Origin of the sequence: Blautia sp. OF03-13 (assembly GCF_003460685.1) — a bacterium.
In the GTDB taxonomy this organism is placed as follows: Bacteria; Bacillota; Clostridia; order Lachnospirales; family Lachnospiraceae; genus Fusicatenibacter; species Fusicatenibacter saccharivorans.
Window position 1 is genome coordinate 105,948 of record NZ_QTVR01000001.1, and the last position, 21,404, is coordinate 127,351.

Sequence of the window (21,404 nt, forward strand, 5' to 3'; positions counted from 1 at the left end):
AAATCCTTTCATAAAATGACCCTCCTCTTATTTTTAAGAGGAGGGTCGTTTCTCCTATGTTCTGTTTTGATCAGGTGCTGAAAATCTTGCGGATTCCCGCTTCTTTAACTTCAATTGCCTGTTTGATCATATCTACGGTTCCATCGATACCGAATACACTGCTGTTCAGGCAAAGATCGTAGCTGTCTACCTCGCCCCAGCGTTTGCTGGTGTAGTAATTGTAATAGCTTGCACGCTGTTTGTCGATCTTTGTGATCTTGTCTTTTGCTTTTGCATCGGAAAGATCATACAGCTTTGCGATACGGCGGATACGATCCTGCATATCTGCTTTGATAAAGATACTCAGTACGTTTGGATTTTCCTCCAGTGCATAGTCTGCACAGCGGCCTACGATGACGCACGGGCCATCCTGAGCAATCTTCTTGATGGCATCAAACTGTGCCAGAAATACCTTCTGGTTCAGCGGCATATCCATCATGGTAGATCCATAGCCGAAGGAGTAACTGTCCATAACCAGAGAGTATAAAAAGCTGTTGGTTGGTTTTTCATCGTGGTTTTCGAACAATTCCTGGCATAATCCGCTGTCCTTTGCTGCTCTCTCCAGCAGCTCTTTGTCATAGTACTTGATTCCCAGGTCATCCGCTAAAATCTTACCAATGGAATGTCCGGCGCTTCCGTACTGACGTCCAATCGTTATGATAGTTTTCATATAATCCGCTCCTTTCCATTCCGTCACAATAATCTGCTTTCACAGATGTAGTAACTCGCGTTTTTTCGTTACATCCAGTATACTACAGAATTCACAGAAAGTACAGAACATTTTGATAAAACTTATACAAATTAACTATATACTTTTTGAAATATCATTCTTTTTAAGCAGTTTCAGACATTTTTTCGAAACTGCAGCAACAGATTGGAAAAATATTCCGGAATCGGCGCCTCAAACTCCATATAGGCACCGGTCCGTGGATGGATAAATCCAAGTACCATCGCATGCAGCGTCTGTCCCTGCAGGTTTTTCACCGGGCATTTCTTCGGGCCATAAACCGCATCGCCAAGCAGCGGATGCCCGATACTTGCCATATGGACACGGATCTGATGCGTCCGGCCGGTTTCCAGCTGGCATTCAATATACGTATAATTTCCAAAGCGTTCCAGCACACGGTAATGTGTGACCGCCGGTTTTCCGTTCCGTTCATTAATCGCCATCTTTTTCCGGTCTGTCGGATGGCGGCCGATTGCACCGCGCACGGTTCCCTCGTCCTCTTTCAGATTCCCATGGACAATTGCCCGGTACTTTCGGGTAATGGAATGTACAGAGAGCTGTTCTGCGAGGCTCTGGTGGGCGAAATCGCTCTTACAGATAACCAGGGCACCCGTTGTGTCCATATCGATTCTGTGGACGATTCCGGGGCGCAGAACGCCGTTGATGCCGGAGAGATTTCCGCGGCAGTGATACAGAACCGCATTGACCAGTGTTCCGCTGCTGTGTCCTGCCGCCGGATGTACGACCATCCCCTTGGGCTTATTGACGACCAGAAGATCATCATCCTCGTACAGAATATCAAGCGGAATGTTTTCTGGATCCACGTTCAGTTCTTCCGGTTCCGGCAGAAGCACCAGAACGGCATCACCGGCGGCAACCTTACTGCTTGCTTTCTGCGTTTTTCCGTTGATCGAAACCTTTCCGTCTTTTAAAAGCTTCTGCAGAAAAGAACGGGAACAGTCCGAAAAAGATGCGGCCAGGCACTGATCAATCCGTTTTCCGTCAAAATCCGGTGTAACTTCCAAAATCCGTTCTTCTTCAGCCATCGGACTCCTCCTTTTTGGCGTTTTTATGCAGAAATGCGAAGTCTTCGTCCTTGTAGTACAACAGATACAGCAGTAAAAAGACAGCGACCGATACGGTGACATAAATATCAGCTACGTTAAAAACCGGAAAGTTGATCAGCGAAACGTAGATGAAATCAACGACATAGTGATTCAGAAAACGATCGTAAAAATTTCCGACCGCACCAGCCGTCAGAACAGTCAGCACGGCAAAAAGCGGTAAAAAGCGGCGTGTCTTTGGAAGCTTGTAAAAGACGATCACCATAACGATCAGAAACAATACCGTCATCATAGCAAACAGCCAGTACTGATCCTGCAGAAGTCCGAATGCCATACCGCGGTTTTCCAGATAAAACAGCTCCAAAACCCCTGGAATGAGCTCGATCGACGGCTGGTCCTTCAGATACTGCACTGCCAGTGATTTTGTATACTGATCTGCTGCAAGCAGAAGGACAATCGCTGCCGCGCAAACCAGATAAACGGCCAGCGGAGAAAGTTTTTTACTCTTCATCGATCAGATCTCCATTAATAGAATTGATAGCTTCCAGCATTTCTTCATCTGTAACCGTGCGGTCCACCACAGCATGGCCGACAGACTCCAGAAGGATGAATTTGATCGTACCCTGTTCCATTTTCTTGTCCGATTTTGTTGCAGCCAGAATATCTTCCGATTTCAGGCCGTCCACGGTGATTGGCAGATAGAAACCGACGTTCATATCACGAATCTCGTAAAACTCTTCATCGGAGAGATAACTTCTCTTGTAGGAAATATAGGCAGCAGCAACGGTTCCAAGTGCAACGCACTGGCCATGGAGCAGTTCGAAGTTTTTGAGCTTTTCAATGGCATGACCGATCGTATGGCCAAGATTTAAAACGGCACGCTCTCCCTGTTCTGTTGGGTCATTTTCTACAACCTGGCGTTTGATATCGCAGCATTTCTGGATCATTTTCGTTAATACCGGCTCAATCCGCTCTTCGATCTCAGACATGTGATTGATGGTCCAGATGTAGAATTTTTCATCGCGGATCAGACCTGTTTTCAGGACTTCTCCCATACCGCAGGCAAACTGTTCGCCGTTCAGGGATTTTAAGGTTGCCATATTCATATAGACAAGACGTGGATGATGAAATGCACCGACCATATTTTTGTACTGGTCGAAATCGACGCCCGTTTTTCCTCCAACGCTGGAATCTACTTGTGCAAGCAGTGTCGTCGGAAGCTGGATGAAATCAATGCCGCGCAGATACGTTGCCGCCGCATAGCCGGTCAGATCCCCAACGACACCGCCGCCGAGTGCGAATAAAATGTCTTTTCTCTCAAAGTGGTTTTCAATCAGATGCGTGTACAGATCTTTGACGGTATCCAGATTTTTGCTTGCTTCACCAGCCGGGAAAACAAATGCGGTTACGGTCTCAAACAGCGGGGACAGTACATTTTTTACCTCTTCCAGATACAGTTCTGAAACCGTGCTGTCTGTGACAATGCAGGCCTTTTTTGCAGGGAGTTTTAAGTTCTCCACACAGCCGGCGAGGCGTTCGTAGCTGCCGTCCCAGACAATTTCATAAGAAAATTCAGTAGATGTGCCTTCTCTTTTAACGGTAAGTGTTTTCATAATTTATGCCTCCTGTATGTTCTTTCATGAAAAAAGCATCAGAATCCTGCATCTGATGCTTTTCCTTTGTTACTAAGTAAATCAATAATTGATCCAGTGGATCCATTTTAATTTACTGCAAAGATAATTTTCTTTAATAATCGGTACGGATATTTGGAAGATCAAAAGCTCCGCTTAAGATATCCTGGATGTCGCCGGAAATTTCTACACTGGACGGTGTCAGGATGAAAATATAGCTGGAAACTTTCTGCAGACTTCCGCTCATGCAGTAGCATGCACCACAGCAGAAATCAATGATTCTCTGGGCAATATCCACATCAATGCCTTCTAAATTAAGGACAACGGTACATCCGGCCAGAAGCGTATCCGCGATTTCACGGGTATCCTCCATGGAAGCCGGTTTGATGACGCATACTTCCATATTTAATGCACCTGCTTTCTTTCTCATTGGAGTAACTTTCGAGGAAACCGGGGCAGCTGGCTTTGGAGCTCGTGCAGCAGCAGCCTGGCTTGAAGCGGTGGTCTTTGGCGCCGGCTGTTTACGCGGTGCAGTGTGAACCGGTTTCGCCTGCAGCTCTTCCTCTTCGTCCTCATCCTCGTTCTCCAGTTTACGGAAGAAACGTTTCTTTGGTTTTTCTTCTATATCATCGTCTTCTTCATCGAAGAAGCTATCCGAATCAGCATCCTCTTCCTCGTAATCGTCGTTCAGCCGGATGGCATCCAGAAATTTGTCTAAAACACTCATTCTTATACTCTCCTATTTTTAGTCCTGTGGCATTTGGCCAGACAGCCGTGCAGAATGCGCGGGGTCACTCTTCTTGGAAAGGCTTCCTGTTATCTTTTACTGTAATCCCGTTCGCCAAAGACTCCGGTTCCAACCCGTACTAAAGTGGCGCCTTCTTCTACTGCTACTTCGTAATCGCCGGTCATGCCCATGCTCAAAATGGCCATACGTACATTATTAATGTTTTTGGCGGCAATGTCAACACTTAATTCCTTTAATTTGCGAAAAACCGGACGATTTTCTTCTGGATCTTCCACATACGGTGCAATGGTCATAAGTCCCTCCACATGAATTGCCGGAAGTTTTGCGATTTCTTCAATCAATGGAAGGGTTTCCTCTACGGAGACACCAAACTTGCTTTCCTCGCCGGCAACGTTTACCTCGATCAGGATCGGGATTTCGCAGTTGTGCTTTACCGCTTCCTCACTGATTGTTTTTGCCAGACGAAGAGAATCGACAGAATGAATCAGGGCAACTTTTCCTGCAATGTATTTTACTTTATTCCGCTGCAGATGACCGATCATGTGCCAGTGGATATCCTTTGGCAGCACTTCCTCTTTTTCTGTCAGCTCCTGCACTTTGTTTTCACCGAAATTGCGTTCGCCAAGATCATAGATTTCGGAAAGCATTTCGACCGGTTTTGTCTTGCTGACCGCAATCAGGGTAACTTCCTCCCGGTTCCGTCCGGCTCTTTTGCAGGCTTCTGTAATTTTCTTCTGGACTTCTTCATAGTTCTCTTTCAGCATATCTTTCTAACCTCCAGTATTTAATGCACAATATCTTCTTCACTGACGGTGGATGCATTTTCCACAATATAATCATACTGCGAAATGCCGTATTGCGTTTGTTTTTTTATGATAGAATACTCCGCATTCTGATCGACGATCTGAATTTTGCGGAATACAGCATATCCTTTGTTGATGCAGTAAACACCCTGCAGCGGAACCGTTTCTCCAATCTGATACGTTGTGGCGGAATCCTGTGCACAAAGTATATCTCCATCATTAAAAGCGGCCATGTCGACGTAATATTCGACCGGATTATCATTTTCATCATTGACCTGCTCATAGATCGTGGCGTTTACAAATTCTGTCACCGGCTGTCCGTTATCATCCAGCATGACATTTCCTTTTTTATCGGTCTTTTCCCGCAGGAAACCGGAAGAATTGCTGTCTCCGCCCTGTACGAGCATCTGCGCCGGGATTTTATAGAAATCTTTTTTCGTGATGGCAGTATTTGGAATTTTCAGTCCGCTTCCAGTGTTTGTGACCAGCTCTACTGAAAGAAAACGGTCTTCCGCATAACGGATCATCCCGCTTGTAAACGAAATGACAGCATAGTTCTGATCGTTAATGGACTTTAGATTCAGTGTTCCCGTCTGTGTTTTTCCGTCTTTCAGAAATTTAACTTTTATCGTACTGAAATTGGAAAGTGTAACGACCTGCTTATTCGTCACCGGAACGGCAATTTCCCACTGCTCATCTGTCACCAGACGGTATACTGCATTTCCAGGCTCCGTCTGCGCGCCGGAATCAAAGGAAACCACAGAGGCTTTCGTAGAGAAAAGCTCCGGCGTAAGGCTGTCCTCCGTATAGCTTTCATATCCATCACTGCCGTAGACGACAACACCGTCCTGATCTGCATAAAATATCGTCTGTGATGAGGAGTCTCCGTTTTCAGCGGCAGCGGCAAGCAGCTTTGCGGAAAGTTCTGTTTTCAGCTGATAAATGCCGGAAAAGGAACTGGAATCATAATCAGAAGAAAAACGTGCGAGCGAGGAACGAAGCGACGTTCTCGTTGCCGCATCTGCCGAAATACCAGAGGTATCGGCATTTTCTGTTGCGGAAATCCCGTAAACAGCGCTTCCGCGGCTGATTTTCGATGCATTTGGGGTATAGAACTGAACATATCCGCTGCCGGAGGAAAGCTGCACACTCTCTGTCCGCATGGCGAATGCGGTATAGGTATCATTCCGGGATAAAGTTCCCTGCACAACCTGAAAAGATTTGATATGATCGGCGGTCAGGTAAAAGAAAAGTGAAACTGCCATATAGAAAAAAAGGCTCCAAAGATGATATTTCCAATATTCAACGCCGGAAAAGGGAAACGGATTCTCGAATGCCGGCGGCTGTTCTTTTTCTGCTTAGACAAAATGTATGCTCCTTTTATTGTTTAATCCATGCGCTAAAAGGACGGTGCCGTAAGCGCCGTCCTTTGGTTTTGTCGCTATGCAATTATTATAATACAGTTTTGGTTACAGTGCAACGATAATCTTATCCTGCATGCCTTCCGGAAGCTCTTCTTTATCCATGGAGACACTTAATACGAAGGTAATGTTATACTGCTTGCCAATGCCTTCCAGCTGTTCAACACAATCTGTGATGTCCTCTCCTTCCAGTTTTGCTACTTTCAGGAAGCTGTCGAGATAAACGCTTGCGAGATCGTGGTCCTGAGAAACGATACCGCAGATAAATCCGATAAATTCATCACTGTTTTTCAGAGGATAGTCGGTTGCGGAAATCAGACGTACTTTGTTGTTTAATTCAAACATGTGCTTTGTGCTCTTGTCAATATACACGATATTTCCGTTTGCGGTTTTTACCTCTGCATTTACTTTGTCTAACAGCTGTTTTGTTTTGCCTTTTCCCTTCTTGCCTACAATTAATTGAACCATAGCAGTTTCCTCCTTAGATTAGAATAAGATATTTTCACCAAAAACCTTTAAGTTCATGGTTTGATTATAGTACAATTCACCAACGTTTTCAATGGTAAAATGAAAAAATTCTGAAAAATCTTCTAATTCGCAGGGAAAGGAACTCTGTTTTTCTGAACGGATACGACAATCTCCCGGATAGGCAGAAAAAACGCCGTCCGGGGGATTGCAAAAAGATTACGTCAGGAGTTGATATTGGAAAGAAGAGTGTTCATGTCCTCGTACAGTTCCACTTTTGTTGATGCATGAAGAATGACAGAGATAAACGGTTCTCCGTATGCATTCTGGGATACCAGTGCCAGGCAGGAACCGGCCTCATCGGTCGTTCCGGTTTTTCCGCCGAGCACCGTCACATTTTCCGGTGCGTTTTTCTCTCCGGTCAGATATTTGTCCGTGGAGCTTAAATAGATCGTTCCCGCCGTACCGTCCGCATGCGTCATGTTCAGCGTGTAGGAAGACATTGACATCGTATTCTGGAATTCCGTATGCTGATAGGCAGCATACAGCATCAGATAAACATCATATGCAGTAGTGTAATGATTCTCATTGTGAAGACCGTGCGGGTTTGCAAAATGCGTACCGGTCATGGCAAGGGAAGCTGCCTTATCGTTCATCATCTGAACGAAATTCTCTACACTTCCGCCTACCTGGCGGGCAATCGCCATAGCAGCATCGTTGGCAGAATAAATCAACAATGCATGGAAAAGCTGATCCATCGTTACCGTATCGCCCACGGCCAGTCCACTCATCTGGGATCCATCTTCCAGCGCAAGATCCTCTTCTGTGATCGTTACCTGCGTATCCGGCTGGTTGTATTCCATGGCAAGGAGAGCCGTCATGATCTTCGTGATGCTGGCTGGGTAGACCTGATCATACATATTCTGCGCGAACAATACTTTTTTGTGATCCAGATCAAACAGTCCGGCCTTTACCTGTGAAGAAAACGAGATATCATTCAGCGGTACGCTCGTCTCACCGACACAGAGATCGGCAGAGAGCGTTTCAGCCTGAAACCGTTTTTCTGCCGAAAGCGGATCGGAGGCGAGCACCATACTTCGCGCAAACGGCTCTGTAATGTCCATCTGGCGGTCCTGACGGTACAGTTTCACACCGATCAGAACTGCAATAACAGCAACACAGACACCCGCGCCGATGATCAGGCGGTTTAAAATATGTTCGGTTTTTTCCGGAGCAGTCCCGTTTTTCTCCGTTACAGGCAGTTTCTGTTCTTTTTCTGTAGTATTAGTCGTTTCTCCGGTAGATTTCACGCCAGTCCATTTCTCCTCTGTCTAATGATTTGATCAGCATTTCTGCCGTTGCAAGATTGGTGGCAAGCGGAATGCTGTGTACGTCGCAGAGACGGATAATCCGATGGACATCCGGCTCATGCTGTTTCGGCTGTTCCGGATCCCGCAGGAAAATCACAAGATCCAGATCATTCTGTTCAATCTGAGAACCCATCTGCTGAACGCCTCCAACGTGTCCAGCCAGATATTTGCGGACGTTAAGTCCGGTTGCCTCTTCTACCAGACGGCCGGAAGTTCCGGTTGCGTAAAGAGTATGCTTGGCAAGTACCGAGCGGTAGGCGATACACAAGTTCTGAAGCAGCGTTTTTTTTGCATCATGCGCGATCAATCCGATGTTCATTGATGGTTTTCCTCCTTAGTAATTCATAGTTTCTGGTTACAAAATCCCGGTTCTGCAGTCCGACATTCAGGACAAGCCCCATTCCGATGTAAAGTGTTACAAGGGATGTCAGTCCATAGCTGACGAACGGAAGCGGTGTACCGGTGTTCGGCAGGATTCCGGTTGCAACACTGATATTCAGAAAGCTCTGAAAGGCAATGAGTCCTGCCATACCGCAGCAGATCAACGTTCCTGACAGATCTTTTGCTTTCCGGGAAGTCCGGATGCATTCGACGAGAATCAGGAACAGGAGCAGGATGATTCCGCAGCATCCAAAGAAACCAAGTTCCTCTCCTGCCACTGCAAAAATAAAGTCATTATGGTTCTGGGAAACGAAATTTCCCTTATTTGCGGAAGAAACTTTATTGTTGTTGAGTCCTTTTCCGGTCAGCTTTCCGGAACCGATGGCTGTAATGGAATTCTGCTGCTGGAGACGGCCGTCGGCGTTGTCGGCATCATCGCTTAACCAGTCCTGAATTCGCCCAAGCTGATAACCAATCGTCTTGTCAAGAGCCGCCGGAAGCTGGAAATTCACCTGCGTAATGACAAGCAGAAGCGCAAGTACCAGTGCTGAACCGGAAACCAGAACAACGGCGATAACTTTGTAGCTTAAGCCCGCCACATACATCATAAAGCAGAACAGAACCATGACCGTAATCGTATTTTTCAAATCCGGCTGACGGTAAATCATAACGAGCGGCGGAATCAGAAGCCCGATCGCGGTAAAAATGGTTTTCGCCGTATTCAGATCTTCTTCATGCTTCATCAGAAACATCGCAAAAAACATGATCAGAAAGATTTTTGACAGCTCGGTCGGCTGAAACTGAAAGCTTCCGATCTGAATCCAACGGGTCGCACCAAACGTGTTTTTTGCGGTAGAACCGCCGAGATAAAGAACGCCAAGCATCATCAGATTTCCGATGTAAAGAACCCAGTAAAAATTCAGAAGCCAGCTATAGTCAAGCAAAGAGACAATAATCATGATGACTACGCCCAATACGACTCCGATGGCCTGTTTTTTCTGGTCTGCACTGTCTGCACTTCCGATCAGAAGCACACCAATAATGCTGATGGCAATCAGAAGAATGACCAGCCGGAAATTATAATTTTTCAGCTTATATCGTCTTAACATGATACTCCTCGTTTCTTTTCAATGGTATTTTCGCTGTCAGTATGACAGGGGTTGTTTGTGTAATGGTGACGGAAATTTCATCCGCCTCAACGGTAAGGTATTTTCCTGCAGCAGCAGAAAGATCATTTTTCAGCATCTGAAGCGATGCCGGAGAACAGTTCAGACGTTCTGCCATTAAAAGATTGGACAGACGTTCTTTTGCAACGAGGCCGGAGTGCGGCTTTCTGCCTGAAAATAAACCCATACCAGTTCCCTCCTATCGCCCGAATACGCGGCGGAAAAATCCCTTTTTGCTGTCAAGATCCAAGTAGGGAACACTCTCCCCGAGGATCCTGTGGCTGATATTCGTAAAGGCTTCTCCTGCCTTGGAACCGCTTCCAGCGATCGCTTCGCCCTGGTTGGTGGCGATTACTACCTGCTCATCATCGGGCAGAATGCCGAGCAGCGGAACAGCAAGAATTTCCTGTACATCATCCACCGACATCATTTCACCGCGTTTTACCATATCCGGCCGGATACGATTGATGACAAGAGAGATATCCCTCAGATCCTGCGCCTCCAGAAGGCCGATGATGCGGTCCGCGTCCCGGATGGCCGAAACCTCCGGCGTAGTCACAACAATTGCCTTATTGGCACCGGCAACTGCATTTGCAAATCCCTGCTCAATGCCTGCCGGACAGTCAAGAAGAACAAAATCAAAGCTCTGTTTTATTCATCGCAGAGTTTTTTCATCTGCTCGGGCGTTACGCTTGTCTTGTCCCTCGTCTGGGCAGACGGGAGAAGGTAGAGCTGCTCGTACCGTTTGTCGCGGATTAGCGCCTGCTTCATCCGGCAGTTGCCCTCCACAACATCCACAAGATTGTAGACAATCCGGTTTTCAAGGCCGAGCACGACATCCAGGTTTCGAAGACCGATGTCGGTATCTACCATCACAACTTTCTTTCCAAGCTGTGCCAGCCCGATTCCGATATTTGCTGCGGTTGTCGTCTTTCCGACGCCGCCTTTTCCTGATGTAATTACAATGACTTCACTCATCTGGAACCTCCTTGTTGAAAACTGTTCTGCATTTTCATGCCGCAGGATGCGTCCAAACCTTTGTTTAAAAACGCATCCTTTCTCTTTTGCAGCTTTCTTCCCAGGCTTCGTTTCTGCCGGAAAAATTCCTTAGTCTGCTCTCACGCTTGCAACACCGTTGGAGTTTGCCTGACCGGACAGAATATCGTCTGAGAGGCCATAGTAATAATCTAAGATATCCTTAGCTACCAACTCTGCGTTCATAGAAGAATATCCAAACGGAATGCGGACGGCAAGAGCAATATCGTCTCTGCTCTCATAGTGAGAGAAGCCGATAAACAGTCCATGGTTTGCACGTGTACGGTCTTCCTGCGCGGTACCGGTTTTTCCGGAAAGCTCTACCGGCCAGGATTCCGGGAAAATGGCCGCATTGGATACGCTGATTACTTTTCGCATGCCTTCGTGTACCAGATCCCAGATGTTGGAATCAACATCCATTTCTGAATTTACCGTCGGGCCGAAATCTGCGCCCATATCGATGTCATTGCCATCCGAATCCGTTGCTTTCTGCAGAAGGGAAAGATTATAAACCGTACCGGAATTTGCAATCGTTGTGACATAGCGTGCAAGCTGTGTCGTCGTATAGTTGTTGGTACCCTGACCAATCGAGGAAGGGATCGGGAGGGAATCGGTTACATTCGGATCGGTTTCCGAAATTTCGATTCCAGTCTTTTCATCCAGCTTAAACATATCGGCATATTTCTGGATCATTTCCAGAGAGCGCTTCTGTTTAAAGGTGCCGTTCTCATCGAGTCCCAGACGATATCCAAGCGTACAGAAGAACACGTTGCAGGAGTTCTGGATGGCACCGACAATGTTCAGATCTCCGTGGCCGCTCAACTGATGGCAGTGGACATAGTCAGATTCGTTGACAAGTCCTTCCCCGAACAGACCGTTGCAGTTGATGGTACTGGTCGGAGTAATTATGCCTTCGCTTAATCCGGCAACCGCCATCAGCGGTTTAAAGGTGGAACCAGGAGCCGTCTTCTGCTGGGTTGCTTTGTTGTACAGCGGGCTGGATTCATCGGTATTCAATTTTGCCCAGTATGCGGTATCCATCTGGTTTGCCAGGCGGTTGTTGTCGTAGCCAGGATAGGAAACACAGGCTAAAATAGCACCGGTATTCGGGTCCGTAATGACAGCAGAACCGGAACACGGATCGAGTGCAAGCTGTGCCGGGGTGATTTCCAGTTTGGCGATTTTATCGGACAGAAGCTGGAACGGTGTCATATTTCCTGCAACATAAGCGGCATAATCGTCATCCTCTTTCGTCAGAAGGTTCTGATCATACATCAGATTGCAGATATCATAGCCATCGAGCATATCCTGCAGCAGCATATAGTGATACATCTTTTTTGCAAATGTTGTATTGTTTGCCAGACGGTCCAGAATAACCTCCGTCAGCTTCTGATAAACCTCCTGAGAATCCAGGTAGGCATCATCCTGCGTCAGTGCTGAGACATCAATCCAGTTCTGGCTTGCCGCATACGTCAGATAATCACGAAGAGAAATCGTTCCGTCATTCCATGCCTGATAGGTGGCGTCTTTCTCATCAATTGCTGTTGAAGAAAGAATACCCATCGTACTGGAAAGCAGCTTATCCACGATGAAGGTCTCATATTCCTGCATTTCATCGCTAAGGTCGTTGTAAACGGTTGCTGTTTCAACGGTTAGTTCCTGCGTAATCTCGGCAAGCACCTGCTGGAGCTTCTGCTGGAACAGTGCATAGATCCGCTGCTCACGCTCCGTGGCATCCGCCGCCGAGAAATGGGAAATATCAATCGTGCTGTTTTCGATCAGTGCATTGTATACATCGTAAATTGGAATCGGAACGGCATCCGTATTGGCAAGTGTTGAGGTATCAACGGATTTTACATCACTCAGATACTGTTTCAGAATGCCGGCAATTCTCTGTTCCAGAATTTTATATACCGCAATCTGCAGGTCATAATCAATCGAAAGATAGACGTTATTTCCCTGTTTTGGCTCAACCAGGGATCCTTCTACCGTTTCCAGCTCTTTTCCGACGTTATTAACGATAATCTCTTCTGATCCGTCGGTTCCCTGAAGGATTGTCTCCATATACTGTTCCAGACCAGATTTTCCGACGATGGATTCCGTGGAATACGTTTCTTCTTTTCCCTGGCTCTTCAGCTCTTCATTCAGTTCTGTCAGCTCGTCTGAGGACGCCTGGCCCGTATAACCGATCAGAGAGGAAAAATACTTTCCGTCATAATATACACGCTCGGAATCTTCCGAAATGCTGACACCCTGCAGAACATCTTCATTCTCTGCAATCGATGCAGTTGTATTGCTGCTGACGCCGGAAGCAACTGTCACGCGGACATACTTCTGATAATTCGTCTGTTTCATCTTATAGCGGATCACCAGAATTTCCAGACGCTCCTGATTGGAAAGAGAAAGGACCGCATTTCCGGATTCGTCTGTCTGGTATGGAAGACCATACTCTTCAAAATCTTTGGCAGAATATGCGTATTTTTCATCGTCAGAATAGGCATCCAGGCCAAAGCCGTCCGGTCCGGCAAGAAATGTCATCAGCGTTTCGGCACTGGAACTCTTCTGTTCTGCCGTCATATCGTCGATTTTCTTCTGTCCATAAATGTCTGCACGGAAACGGTCGCGGGTCGTTCCCTCTTCACCTGTAAAAACAAACGCACCGTTCTCATCCACTTCAATCGGGAAGGTGCTGGTGTCAATCGAGTCTCCGTTTGCACGAATCAGCTTACAGAGACGATAGAGTTCTGCGTTCAGAGAGAGAATACGTTCTTTTGTCGTGTTGTACGTTCCGTTATCCTCGATGGTTACGGAGTAGGAAACCTTATTTCCAGCGATCAGTTTTCCGTTCCGGTCATAAATATTTCCTCTTGTACTATCAAGGGTTCTGGTTTTTGTGATTTGCAGTTCAAAATTATCCGCATACTCTTCTCCATGCACCACCTGCAGGATAAAAAGTCTTCCGATCAGGACGGCAAACATAGCAAGGAAAACCACACCAAGCAATAGGGTGCGGTTTTCACCGAGTCTGCGGAAAAGTTTTCTTATCTTCTTAGCCATGGCGACTGTTGTCCTTCCATTTCATTTTCGGTCAGTTTACGGTTGATGATAAATAAAAGCCGGTAAAGCAGAATGGAGAGCACTACCGTGTATACCATTTCCGGCAGAATAATATGCGCCAGATAATCGAAAAAGTGCAGGCGCACGCGCAGCAGGAACTGCAGCACATACATCAGCAGACTGTAGACAAGATCGCTGGCAGCGACCAGTACAATGTGTACCTTAATATCATCGTCATAGAAGACTTTGCAGAAAAAGCCATTCAGATAACCGATATACATGTAGAGCAGTGCGTAAAATCCAAACAGGCTGCCGTAGAACAGATCAATCATCAGACCGCTGAAAAATCCGACCATCAGTCCCTCTTTTTTTCCGCGCATCAACCCAAAGGCGGACGTCAGAATCAGAAGAAGGTTCGGCGTTACGGACGCGATCTGAAAATACTGAAATACAGTTGTCTGTAACAGGAAAGCTGCCAGAATCAGAAAGGCAAGCGTGATTTTTCTGCGCATTTACTCTCCTCCCTGCTGTTTTAATTCTTTGATCACGAGAACTTCCTGAATATGTTGAAAATCCACAACAGGAATGATGTATCCCTTTTTCGTCAGGTGATTGGAGTCCTCGGTGATTTCACTGACATAGCCGATCAGAATACCGCGGAGGTATTTATCACTGATGTTCGATGTCACAATCTTTTCGCCCTCAGCTACCGTGTCGGTTGTATTCAGCTGGGAAAAGGCAAGCTTTCCGTCGCTGATCAGGCGCAGATCACCCGATACAATACACGTATCCGAGGTAGATGCTGTCATGGCGCTCACGGAACTGGAGTCATCAATGATAGAGCGGACAGTAGCGGAATTGGAACTTACCTCCTCAACAAGTCCAACAAGGCCGCCGTCTGCAATAACGTTCATATCTTTCTGAATCCCGTCATTTGATCCTTTGTTGATGACAAAGGTATCATACCAGTTGCCCGGATCCTTTGAGATGACCTGTGCTGCTACTTTTTCATATTCCGAGTAGGACTGGTCCAGCTGATACAGCTCCTGAAGACGCTGCAGCTCCTGCTGCTCCTGTACAAGCTGATTGTTTTCCTCAGTCAGATCCGTGACCTTCTGTTCAAGCTCCTCTTTCTCGGCAGACAGTTTTTTGACGTTCTGGAAACCGGTCAGACAGTCTGTCAAATACGCACCGATCTGGTTAATTCCGTTCTGAAACGGGATGATCACAAAGCCTGCGGCTTCCCGGATCGGCGTGACCGGCATTTTGTCTGCTGCACTGCCTAAAATGCCGGAGAGACACAGGAACGTCATGATGAAAAGTAAATGTTTGCTTTTTAGCTGAAATTTTTTCTTCTTATTCATAGCGGGTCCTTTTTGATAGATTTACTTCTTTTTATTTACCGTGTAAGCCCAGCGATGCAGCGCATCGTGCGTGATCAGTTCCTTGAGCCCACAGATGGTACAGAGGTCATAATACTGGGAAAGCTGCACCGGACAGCCGAGCTGTCTCGAAAGATAGCGGTCAATGTTCGGAATCCTTGTGCTTCCGCCGGTGATGTAAATACCCTCTTTCTGGATATGATCGTGGATCTGCGGCGGTGTACGCTCCAGCGCATGCTTGATTTCCTCGCCGATCTCATTAACACCGGAAAGGAGTGCTTCGTTTACGAGGGAAGAAGTAATGATCCCTTCCATTGGAAGACCGGATGCACCATCTACGCCGCGCACCTTCCGCGCCTCTTTTTTGTCTGTTCCAAGATCCGCCAGCGCAATCTTGACACGTTTGGCTGTTTTGGAGCCAATCTGGAAATTGTTTTTGCGTCGGTTCAGATTGCATATCGATTCGTTGAACTGTTTTCCGCCTACCGGGATGATTCTGGAAAAAATAACCCTCGCGTTGGCGATAACAGAAATCTCTGTGCTCTGCGCTCCGATGTTGACAATCATGGAACCCTTCGTGCGGTTGATCGGAATGCCAAGTGCCAGCGCATCCGCGATTGGTTTATCCACAAGATACATGCGGCAGTTTTTTAAGGCTCCCTTATGTGCAATCGTATAATAAGAACGCCGTTCAATCTCTGTCATATCGCAGGGAACTGAAAAATACAGCTCCGGGCGGTATCCCATGTGGCGCGTACAGCGATGGAGAAGCGTGTGCAAAACGGCTTCTACCATCAATACATTCGCAATGCGTCCGTTGCTCATGGGGGTAATTACCTCGATATTGGAAGGCGTTCTCTCGTGCATTTCATATGCGTAATTTCCAACGGCAATCACCTGTTCGCGGTTGCGTATGGCAATCATATTTTTTTCTTTTGTGATTGTGTCTTTCTTCAGGTCATAGATTTTGACGGTACTGGTGCCAAGGTCTATGCCGTATACATTTCGAATCTGCATCGTGTTCCTTTAACTTGTTCCCTTCCTTTGGGCATTTCTGCCTCGGATTTTCGGGATCAGATTCCCTGTTCCAGCATACTGGTATAACAGTGATCCCCGATAATAATGTGATCCAGCAGGGTAATGCCGAGCATTTCGCCCGCCCGCCGGATCTGCCGTGTCACGGTAATATCGTCACCGCTTGGTTCCGGGATTCCGCTTGGATGGTTGTGAACCAGCAGAATATGAACCGCACGGAACTGCAGTGCCGCAAGAAAAAGCTCCCGCGGCGAAATCATCGTCGCATTGACCGTTCCTCTTGTGATTTCCTTTTCTCCGAGAAGCTGATTTTTTGTGTCCAGCATCATGCAGAGAAGAACCTCCTGATCCTCGTGGCGGAGACGTTCCATGTAATAATCCGCAATGGAAGCCGGATCATGAAAGCAGAGACCTTTTCTTGCTCCGGCCGCGGCCATTCGTTTGGAAAGCTCACCGATGCACTGGAGCTGGATCGCTTTTACTTCCCCGACTCCGCGGATCTGCAGAAGTTCCTGTCTTGTACAGTGATAGAGTCCTAACAGGCCCTCCTCTTTTCCGGGAAGGGAAAGAATTTCTCTTGCGAGCTCCAGGGATGTTTTTCCCCTTGCCCCACATCGTAAAATGACAGCCAGAAGCTCCGCGTCGGAAAGACTTTCCGGGCCGTTTTCCAGGCATTTTTCATATGGCTGTTCCATCGTCGGCAGGTTTCGTAATCCATTTTTTCTCATGTATTCCTCCCACCACTCTTCCGGGAATTTTCATGGAATACATTGGTTTGAATCACCCATCATTCTAGCACAACTTTCCGCAGATGTATAGGAATTATGAAAAATTCATATATTTTTTTGCAATTTCCTCTGCCGTTTTTAATCCGTCCATGGCTGCGGAAGTGATGCCTCCCGCATAGCCTGCGCCCTCTCCGCACGGGTAAAGACCGGTAAGCGACGGACTTTCGAGCGTTTCATTTCTTACAATGCGGACCGGTGACGAGGTACGCGCTTCCACGCCGGAAAGAACGGCGTCCGGACGGGAAAAGCCGTGGATTTTCCGCTCAGATGCACGAATGCCTTCCACAAGGGAGTCTCCGATAAACGTCGGAAGAACTTCCCGCAGATTGGCGAAAGTCCATTCTCCGCAGATGGAAGGGGTTACCTCTCCAAGTGCTGTAGAAACTCTGTTTTCACAGAAATCACCAAAAAGCTGCACCGGAACTTTGCCTTTTCCGGCTTCCCACGCAGCGTGTTCAAGCGCTCTCTGGAATGCCACACCATCGAGTACGTCCGGCGCTCCCTCTACATGGTACGGGCGGTAGTCTTCCGGTGTTACGGTGACAATCATAGCGCTGTTCGCATTTTTACCTTCCCGGTCAGAATAACTCATACCGTTGACGCAGGTGCGTTCCGCTTCCGAGGATGCGTTGACAACATAGCCGCCGGGACACATGCAGAATGAGTACACACCTCTTCCGTTTTCACACTGATTGGTGAGCTTATACGGTGCTGCCCCAAGGAAATCCGGTGCCTCCGGTCCGTACTGATCCTCCGTGATCATCTTCTGCGGATGCTCAATGCGGACGCCGACAGCGAAGGATTTTGCTTCCATGGAGATCTTATTTTCGCAGAGTTTAAAGAAGGTATCGCGTGCAGAGTGGCCGATCGCAAGGACTGCAGTCTCCGCGGCAATCTTCTCGGTTTCATTGACGGTTACAGAAGTGAGTCTGCCGTTTTCAATCCCAAAGTCCGTCACTTTTGCTCCGAAACGGACTTCTCCGCCCCATGCCTCGATCTTTTTCCGCATTGTTGTCACAATTCCGATGAGCTGATCGGTGCCAAGGTGCGGTTTCTGATCGTACAGAATTTCTTCCGGTGCCCCGCATTCCGTGAAGATCCGGAGTACCTCACGGTTTCTGCCGGATGGATCCTTCACCGAAGTGTTTAATTTTCCATCCGAAAACGTACCGGCGCCGCCCTCTCCGAACTGTACGTTCGATTCCGGGTTCAGAACGCCGGTTTTCCAGAACGCATCGACACTTTTCTTTCTCTGTTCTGCAGATTCGCCGCGCTCCAGAACGAGCGGACGGTAGCCATGCTTTGCGAGAACATAGGCACAAAAAAGTCCTGCCGGACCGCTTCCGATAATAACCGGCCGGTGAACAAGAGTCTGTTCTCCAGATTTTGGGAACACATATGGCTTTTTCTCCGCTTTTACGATCTGGTTATTTTTCGCCTTCCGCAGTACGGCATTCTCATCTTTTACTTTTACATCAAGCTGATAAACGTATTTTAATTCGGATTTCTTTCTGGCATCAATTGAGCGGCGTAAGAGCTCAATTTCCTGCAGATCGTGTTTTCCGATTTTCAGTGTTTTTCTTATTTTCTGTTCCAGTTCCTCCTGTGTGTGGGTGACTGGAAGCTTTAATTGCTGTATCCGAATCATGAATGTTCTCCTGCTGCAGCTCTTCCGGCTGCACTTCCGCTGGACCAGGCCCACTGGAGATTGTAGCCGCCGCAGACGCCGTCGACGTCCAGGGCTTCTCCCGCAAAGAAAATACCAGGGTGCTGTACCGATTCCAGAGAATCCGTAAGCTGGTCGAGCGTGATGCCGCCCGCACACACCTGGGCTTTTCCAAAGTCGGTCTGGCCGGTGATCTGTAAACGATATGATTTGATGGCGCCTGCCATTTCTTCCGGAATCTTTTTCTTTCCGATCAGAACCGGAATGAGTTTTTCCGGAAGAAGGCCGATCAGAAGCTCTTTTGGCGCTTTATACGGGCAGATTTCCTGCCGTCTGACAAATTCTGCAGTAAGCTCCGATTCCGTCAGTTCCGGAAAGAAGTCTACGAGAAGTTCAGCGCGTTTTTTCTGCATGCAGGCGCGCACAGCGAACCGGGAAATCTGGAATACCGGGATGCCGGAGACACCGTAGTCGGTAAGCTGCAGCTCTCCCTGTTCCGTCAGAATCTCCTGATTTTCAACCAGAAGCGTAATCTTCGCGCGCACCCGAACACCCGCCCAGGAGGAAAACTGGTTTCCTTTGCAGCGGAGCGGGCAGAGGGCCGGGAAAAACGGAATCGAAGCGAGCTGAAGCTGATCGGCAAATCGAAGTGTATCTCCGTCGGAACCGGCGATCTGGGAAGCACAGCTTCCGCAGCAGATGATGACGCTGTCAGCCGGGTACTGCCATCCTTCGGTGCGCACCAGATAACCATTTTCGGCTTTTTCCACTGCAACAGCCGTTTCCCGTGTCTTGATTTTTACCTTTCGGAATCTGGCTTCCAAAATCAGCAGCTCAAGAACGGACTGTGCCTGCTCGCTGGCCGGATAAAGCCAGCCTTCACGGCTCCGGATGCGGATGCCGAGCTGTTCAAAAAACTGTTCGGTGTCCTGTTCGGTAAACTGTTCGAGAACCCGTGATGCACGCTCCTGATTTCCCGTGCGGTAGCACGATGCATCCTGATAACGATTGGTAAAATTACACCGTCCGTTTCCGGTCGCAAGAAGCTTTCTGCCCGGTTTATCGTTCTTTTCCAGAACGGTGACCGCGGCACCGAGACGTGAGGCCCAAATTGCCGCCATCAGTCCGCTCGCGCCGCCGCCGATAATTACCACATCTTTTGCCATTATAATGTCACCATACCGGCATCGGCGAGTTTCTGAAGACTCATCAGAATACCGAATTTTGCGTGCTGCCACGTAAGCCCACCCTGGAAATAGACAGCATACGGCGGTTTGATCGGGCCGTCGGCAGAAAGTTCAATGGAAGAGCCCTGCACGAAAGCGCCAGCTGCCATGATAACTGGGCTGTCGTAGCCTGGCATATCCCAAGGTTCCGGGGAAACGAAGCTGTCGACCGGAGCAGCTGCCTGGATACCCTGGCAGAATGCGATGACGCCTTCTGGTTTTCCAAAGGTTACCGCCTGAATGATGTCGTGACGGCTCTCGGTTCCGTTTGGAACAACGGCAAATCCCAGTTTCTCATAAACATTTGCAGCAAAGACAGCACCTTTTAATGCCGCTGCGGTAACGGTCGGTGCCAGGAAGAATCCCTGGTAGAAGGAACCGTTCACACCGAGTGTTGCGCCAACCTCTTTTCCAAGTCCCGGGGAGAGCAGACGGTATGCTGCATTTTCCACGTACTTTTTCTTTCCAACAATGTAACCGCCGGCCGGAGCCAGTCCGCCGCCCGGGTTTTTGATCAGGGATCCGACCATCAGATCTGCACCGACATTGGTCGGTTCAATCGTCTCCACGAACTCACCGTAGCAGTTATCGACCATACAGATGACATCTGGTTTGATATTTTTAATAAATGCAATCAGTTCACCGATGCGGGTAACAGAAAGCGTCGGTCTGGTCTGATATCCTTTCGATCTCTGAATCGTCACCATCTTTGTCTTTTTGTTGATGGCATTTTTGATTCCTTCGTAATCGAAAGAGCCGTCCTCTTTTAAATCTACCTGGCGGTAAGTTACGCCATATTCCACAAGAGATCCGACGGACGGGCGGATGCCGATCACTTCCTCAAGGGTGTCGTACGGTTTTCCAACAGGAGAAAGCAGTTCGTCGCCCGGGCGGAGATTTCCGGAAAGCGCCGTTGCAAGCGCATGGGTTCCGCAGGCGATCTGCGGGCGTACCAGTGCATCCTCAGTGCCGAAGCACGTTGCATAGACCTGCTCCAGCGTATCACGTCCCAGGTCATTGTATCCGTATCCTGTGGTTCCATATAAGCATGCCTCGCTGACCTTGCTTGCCTGCATGGCGTGGATGACCTTTAACTGGTTGTATTCTGCGATTTCATCAATTTTTGCAAAACGCTCTTTTAATTCTTCCTCAATTTTCGTTCCAAATGCGAAAACCTCTTTGGAAATGCCAAGTGTGCTGTACATAGCAGCTTTTTCTGTCAACATGATTGTTCTGCCACTCAAAATATGATCAAATATACTCATATCGAGATATTGTAGTTCTCACGAATCCTACTTACTGTTTCAAACGTGTATGCTTTTGACCAGCCGGAGCTGTATCTACTCACAAGTTCTGGTACACTCCACAGTCGTTAATTCCCGAAATGGCCTTCGGTACAT

General features: G+C 47.8%; 20 protein-coding genes and 1 pseudogene. All 21 read right to left on the reverse strand.

The window, feature by feature from the left end:
* Positions 1-70 precede the first annotated feature (70 nt).
* The gene (locus DXA55_RS00540; RefSeq protein WP_117812846.1) at positions 71-709 is read right to left on the reverse strand and encodes a cytidylate kinase-like family protein; all 639 of its coding nucleotides are present in this window, start codon (positions 707-709) and stop codon (positions 71-73) included.
* A gap of 173 nt (positions 710-882) precedes the next feature.
* Positions 883-1,812, reverse strand: coding sequence for an RluA family pseudouridine synthase (locus tag DXA55_RS00545; protein WP_117812789.1), 930 nt, complete (start codon positions 1,810-1,812; stop codon positions 883-885).
* Positions 1,805-2,341 (reverse strand): signal peptidase II, encoded by a 537-nt coding sequence (lspA, locus tag DXA55_RS00550; RefSeq protein WP_022462862.1) that lies wholly within the window; start codon positions 2,339-2,341, stop codon positions 1,805-1,807. Before lspA ends, DXA55_RS00545 begins: the two co-directional genes overlap by 8 nt.
* Positions 2,331-3,443 (reverse strand): 3-dehydroquinate synthase, encoded by a 1,113-nt coding sequence (aroB, locus tag DXA55_RS00555; RefSeq protein ID WP_055217839.1) that lies wholly within the window; start codon positions 3,441-3,443, stop codon positions 2,331-2,333. The genes lspA and aroB overlap by 11 nt, the downstream gene beginning before the upstream one ends.
* 133 nt (positions 3,444-3,576) lie before the next feature.
* Positions 3,577-4,188, reverse strand: a complete 612-nt coding sequence (locus DXA55_RS00560) for a cell division protein SepF (RefSeq protein WP_117508927.1) — start codon at positions 4,186-4,188, stop codon at positions 3,577-3,579.
* 89 nt (positions 4,189-4,277) lie between these two features.
* Positions 4,278-4,973, reverse strand: a complete 696-nt coding sequence (locus DXA55_RS00565) for a YggS family pyridoxal phosphate-dependent enzyme (RefSeq protein ID WP_022462859.1) — start codon at positions 4,971-4,973, stop codon at positions 4,278-4,280.
* Positions 4,974-4,993: 20 nt separating this feature from the next.
* Positions 4,994-6,277: an HlyD family efflux transporter periplasmic adaptor subunit gene (locus DXA55_RS00570; protein WP_117812790.1), complete on the reverse strand. Its 1,284-nt coding sequence runs from the start codon at positions 6,275-6,277 to the stop codon at positions 4,994-4,996.
* 204 nt (positions 6,278-6,481) lie between these two features.
* A complete protein-coding gene (locus DXA55_RS00575; protein WP_022462857.1) occupies positions 6,482-6,901 on the reverse strand; it encodes a hypothetical protein in 420 nt (139 codons plus the stop codon).
* A 221-nt stretch (positions 6,902-7,122) separates the two neighbouring features.
* Positions 7,123-8,208, reverse strand: coding sequence for a D-alanyl-D-alanine carboxypeptidase family protein (locus tag DXA55_RS00580; protein ID WP_242998322.1), 1,086 nt, complete (start codon positions 8,206-8,208; stop codon positions 7,123-7,125).
* Complete coding sequence (mgsA, locus tag DXA55_RS00585) at positions 8,183-8,587, reverse strand: methylglyoxal synthase (RefSeq protein WP_022462855.1); 405 nt, start codon at positions 8,585-8,587, stop codon at positions 8,183-8,185. The genes DXA55_RS00580 and mgsA overlap by 26 nt, the downstream gene beginning before the upstream one ends.
* Positions 8,562-9,758 carry an FtsW/RodA/SpoVE family cell cycle protein gene (locus DXA55_RS00590; protein ID WP_022462854.1) on the reverse strand — a complete coding sequence of 399 codons (1,197 nt, stop codon included), beginning with the start codon at positions 9,756-9,758 and terminating at the stop codon, positions 8,562-8,564. The genes mgsA and DXA55_RS00590 overlap by 26 nt, the downstream gene beginning before the upstream one ends.
* Complete coding sequence (locus tag DXA55_RS00595; RefSeq protein WP_022462853.1) at positions 9,742-10,002, reverse strand: cell division topological specificity factor MinE; 261 nt, start codon at positions 10,000-10,002, stop codon at positions 9,742-9,744. Before DXA55_RS00595 ends, DXA55_RS00590 begins: the two co-directional genes overlap by 17 nt.
* 12 nt (positions 10,003-10,014) lie before the next feature.
* A pseudogene (gene minD / locus DXA55_RS00600) lies at positions 10,015-10,793 on the reverse strand (septum site-determining protein MinD).
* Between the two features lie 129 nt (positions 10,794-10,922).
* Entirely contained in the window at positions 10,923-13,907 is a 2,985-nt protein-coding gene (locus tag DXA55_RS00605; protein ID WP_117801154.1) for a penicillin-binding transpeptidase domain-containing protein, read from the reverse strand.
* Positions 13,892-14,419, reverse strand: a complete 528-nt coding sequence (mreD, locus tag DXA55_RS00610) for a rod shape-determining protein MreD (protein ID WP_022462850.1) — start codon at positions 14,417-14,419, stop codon at positions 13,892-13,894. The genes DXA55_RS00605 and mreD overlap by 16 nt, the downstream gene beginning before the upstream one ends.
* Positions 14,420-15,271 (reverse strand): rod shape-determining protein MreC, encoded by an 852-nt coding sequence (gene mreC, locus DXA55_RS00615; protein ID WP_055228139.1) that lies wholly within the window; start codon positions 15,269-15,271, stop codon positions 14,420-14,422.
* 21 nt (positions 15,272-15,292) lie between these two features.
* On the reverse strand, positions 15,293-16,306 hold the full coding sequence (locus DXA55_RS00620; protein WP_055217830.1) for a rod shape-determining protein: 1,014 nt from the start codon (positions 16,304-16,306) through the stop codon (positions 15,293-15,295).
* Positions 16,307-16,362: 56 nt separating this feature from the next.
* Entirely contained in the window at positions 16,363-17,052 is a 690-nt protein-coding gene (gene radC, locus DXA55_RS00625; RefSeq protein WP_022462847.1) for a RadC family protein, read from the reverse strand.
* Between the two features lie 94 nt (positions 17,053-17,146).
* Positions 17,147-18,760, reverse strand: a complete 1,614-nt coding sequence (locus DXA55_RS00630) for an NAD(P)/FAD-dependent oxidoreductase (RefSeq protein WP_117812791.1) — start codon at positions 18,758-18,760, stop codon at positions 17,147-17,149.
* Positions 18,757-19,944, reverse strand: coding sequence for an NAD(P)/FAD-dependent oxidoreductase (locus DXA55_RS00635; RefSeq protein WP_199605729.1), 1,188 nt, complete (start codon positions 19,942-19,944; stop codon positions 18,757-18,759). The genes DXA55_RS00630 and DXA55_RS00635 overlap by 4 nt, the downstream gene beginning before the upstream one ends.
* On the reverse strand, positions 19,944-21,230 hold the full coding sequence (locus DXA55_RS00640; protein ID WP_117812792.1) for a methionine gamma-lyase family protein: 1,287 nt from the start codon (positions 21,228-21,230) through the stop codon (positions 19,944-19,946). The genes DXA55_RS00635 and DXA55_RS00640 overlap by 1 nt, the downstream gene beginning before the upstream one ends.
* Positions 21,231-21,404: the final 174 nt, after the last annotated feature.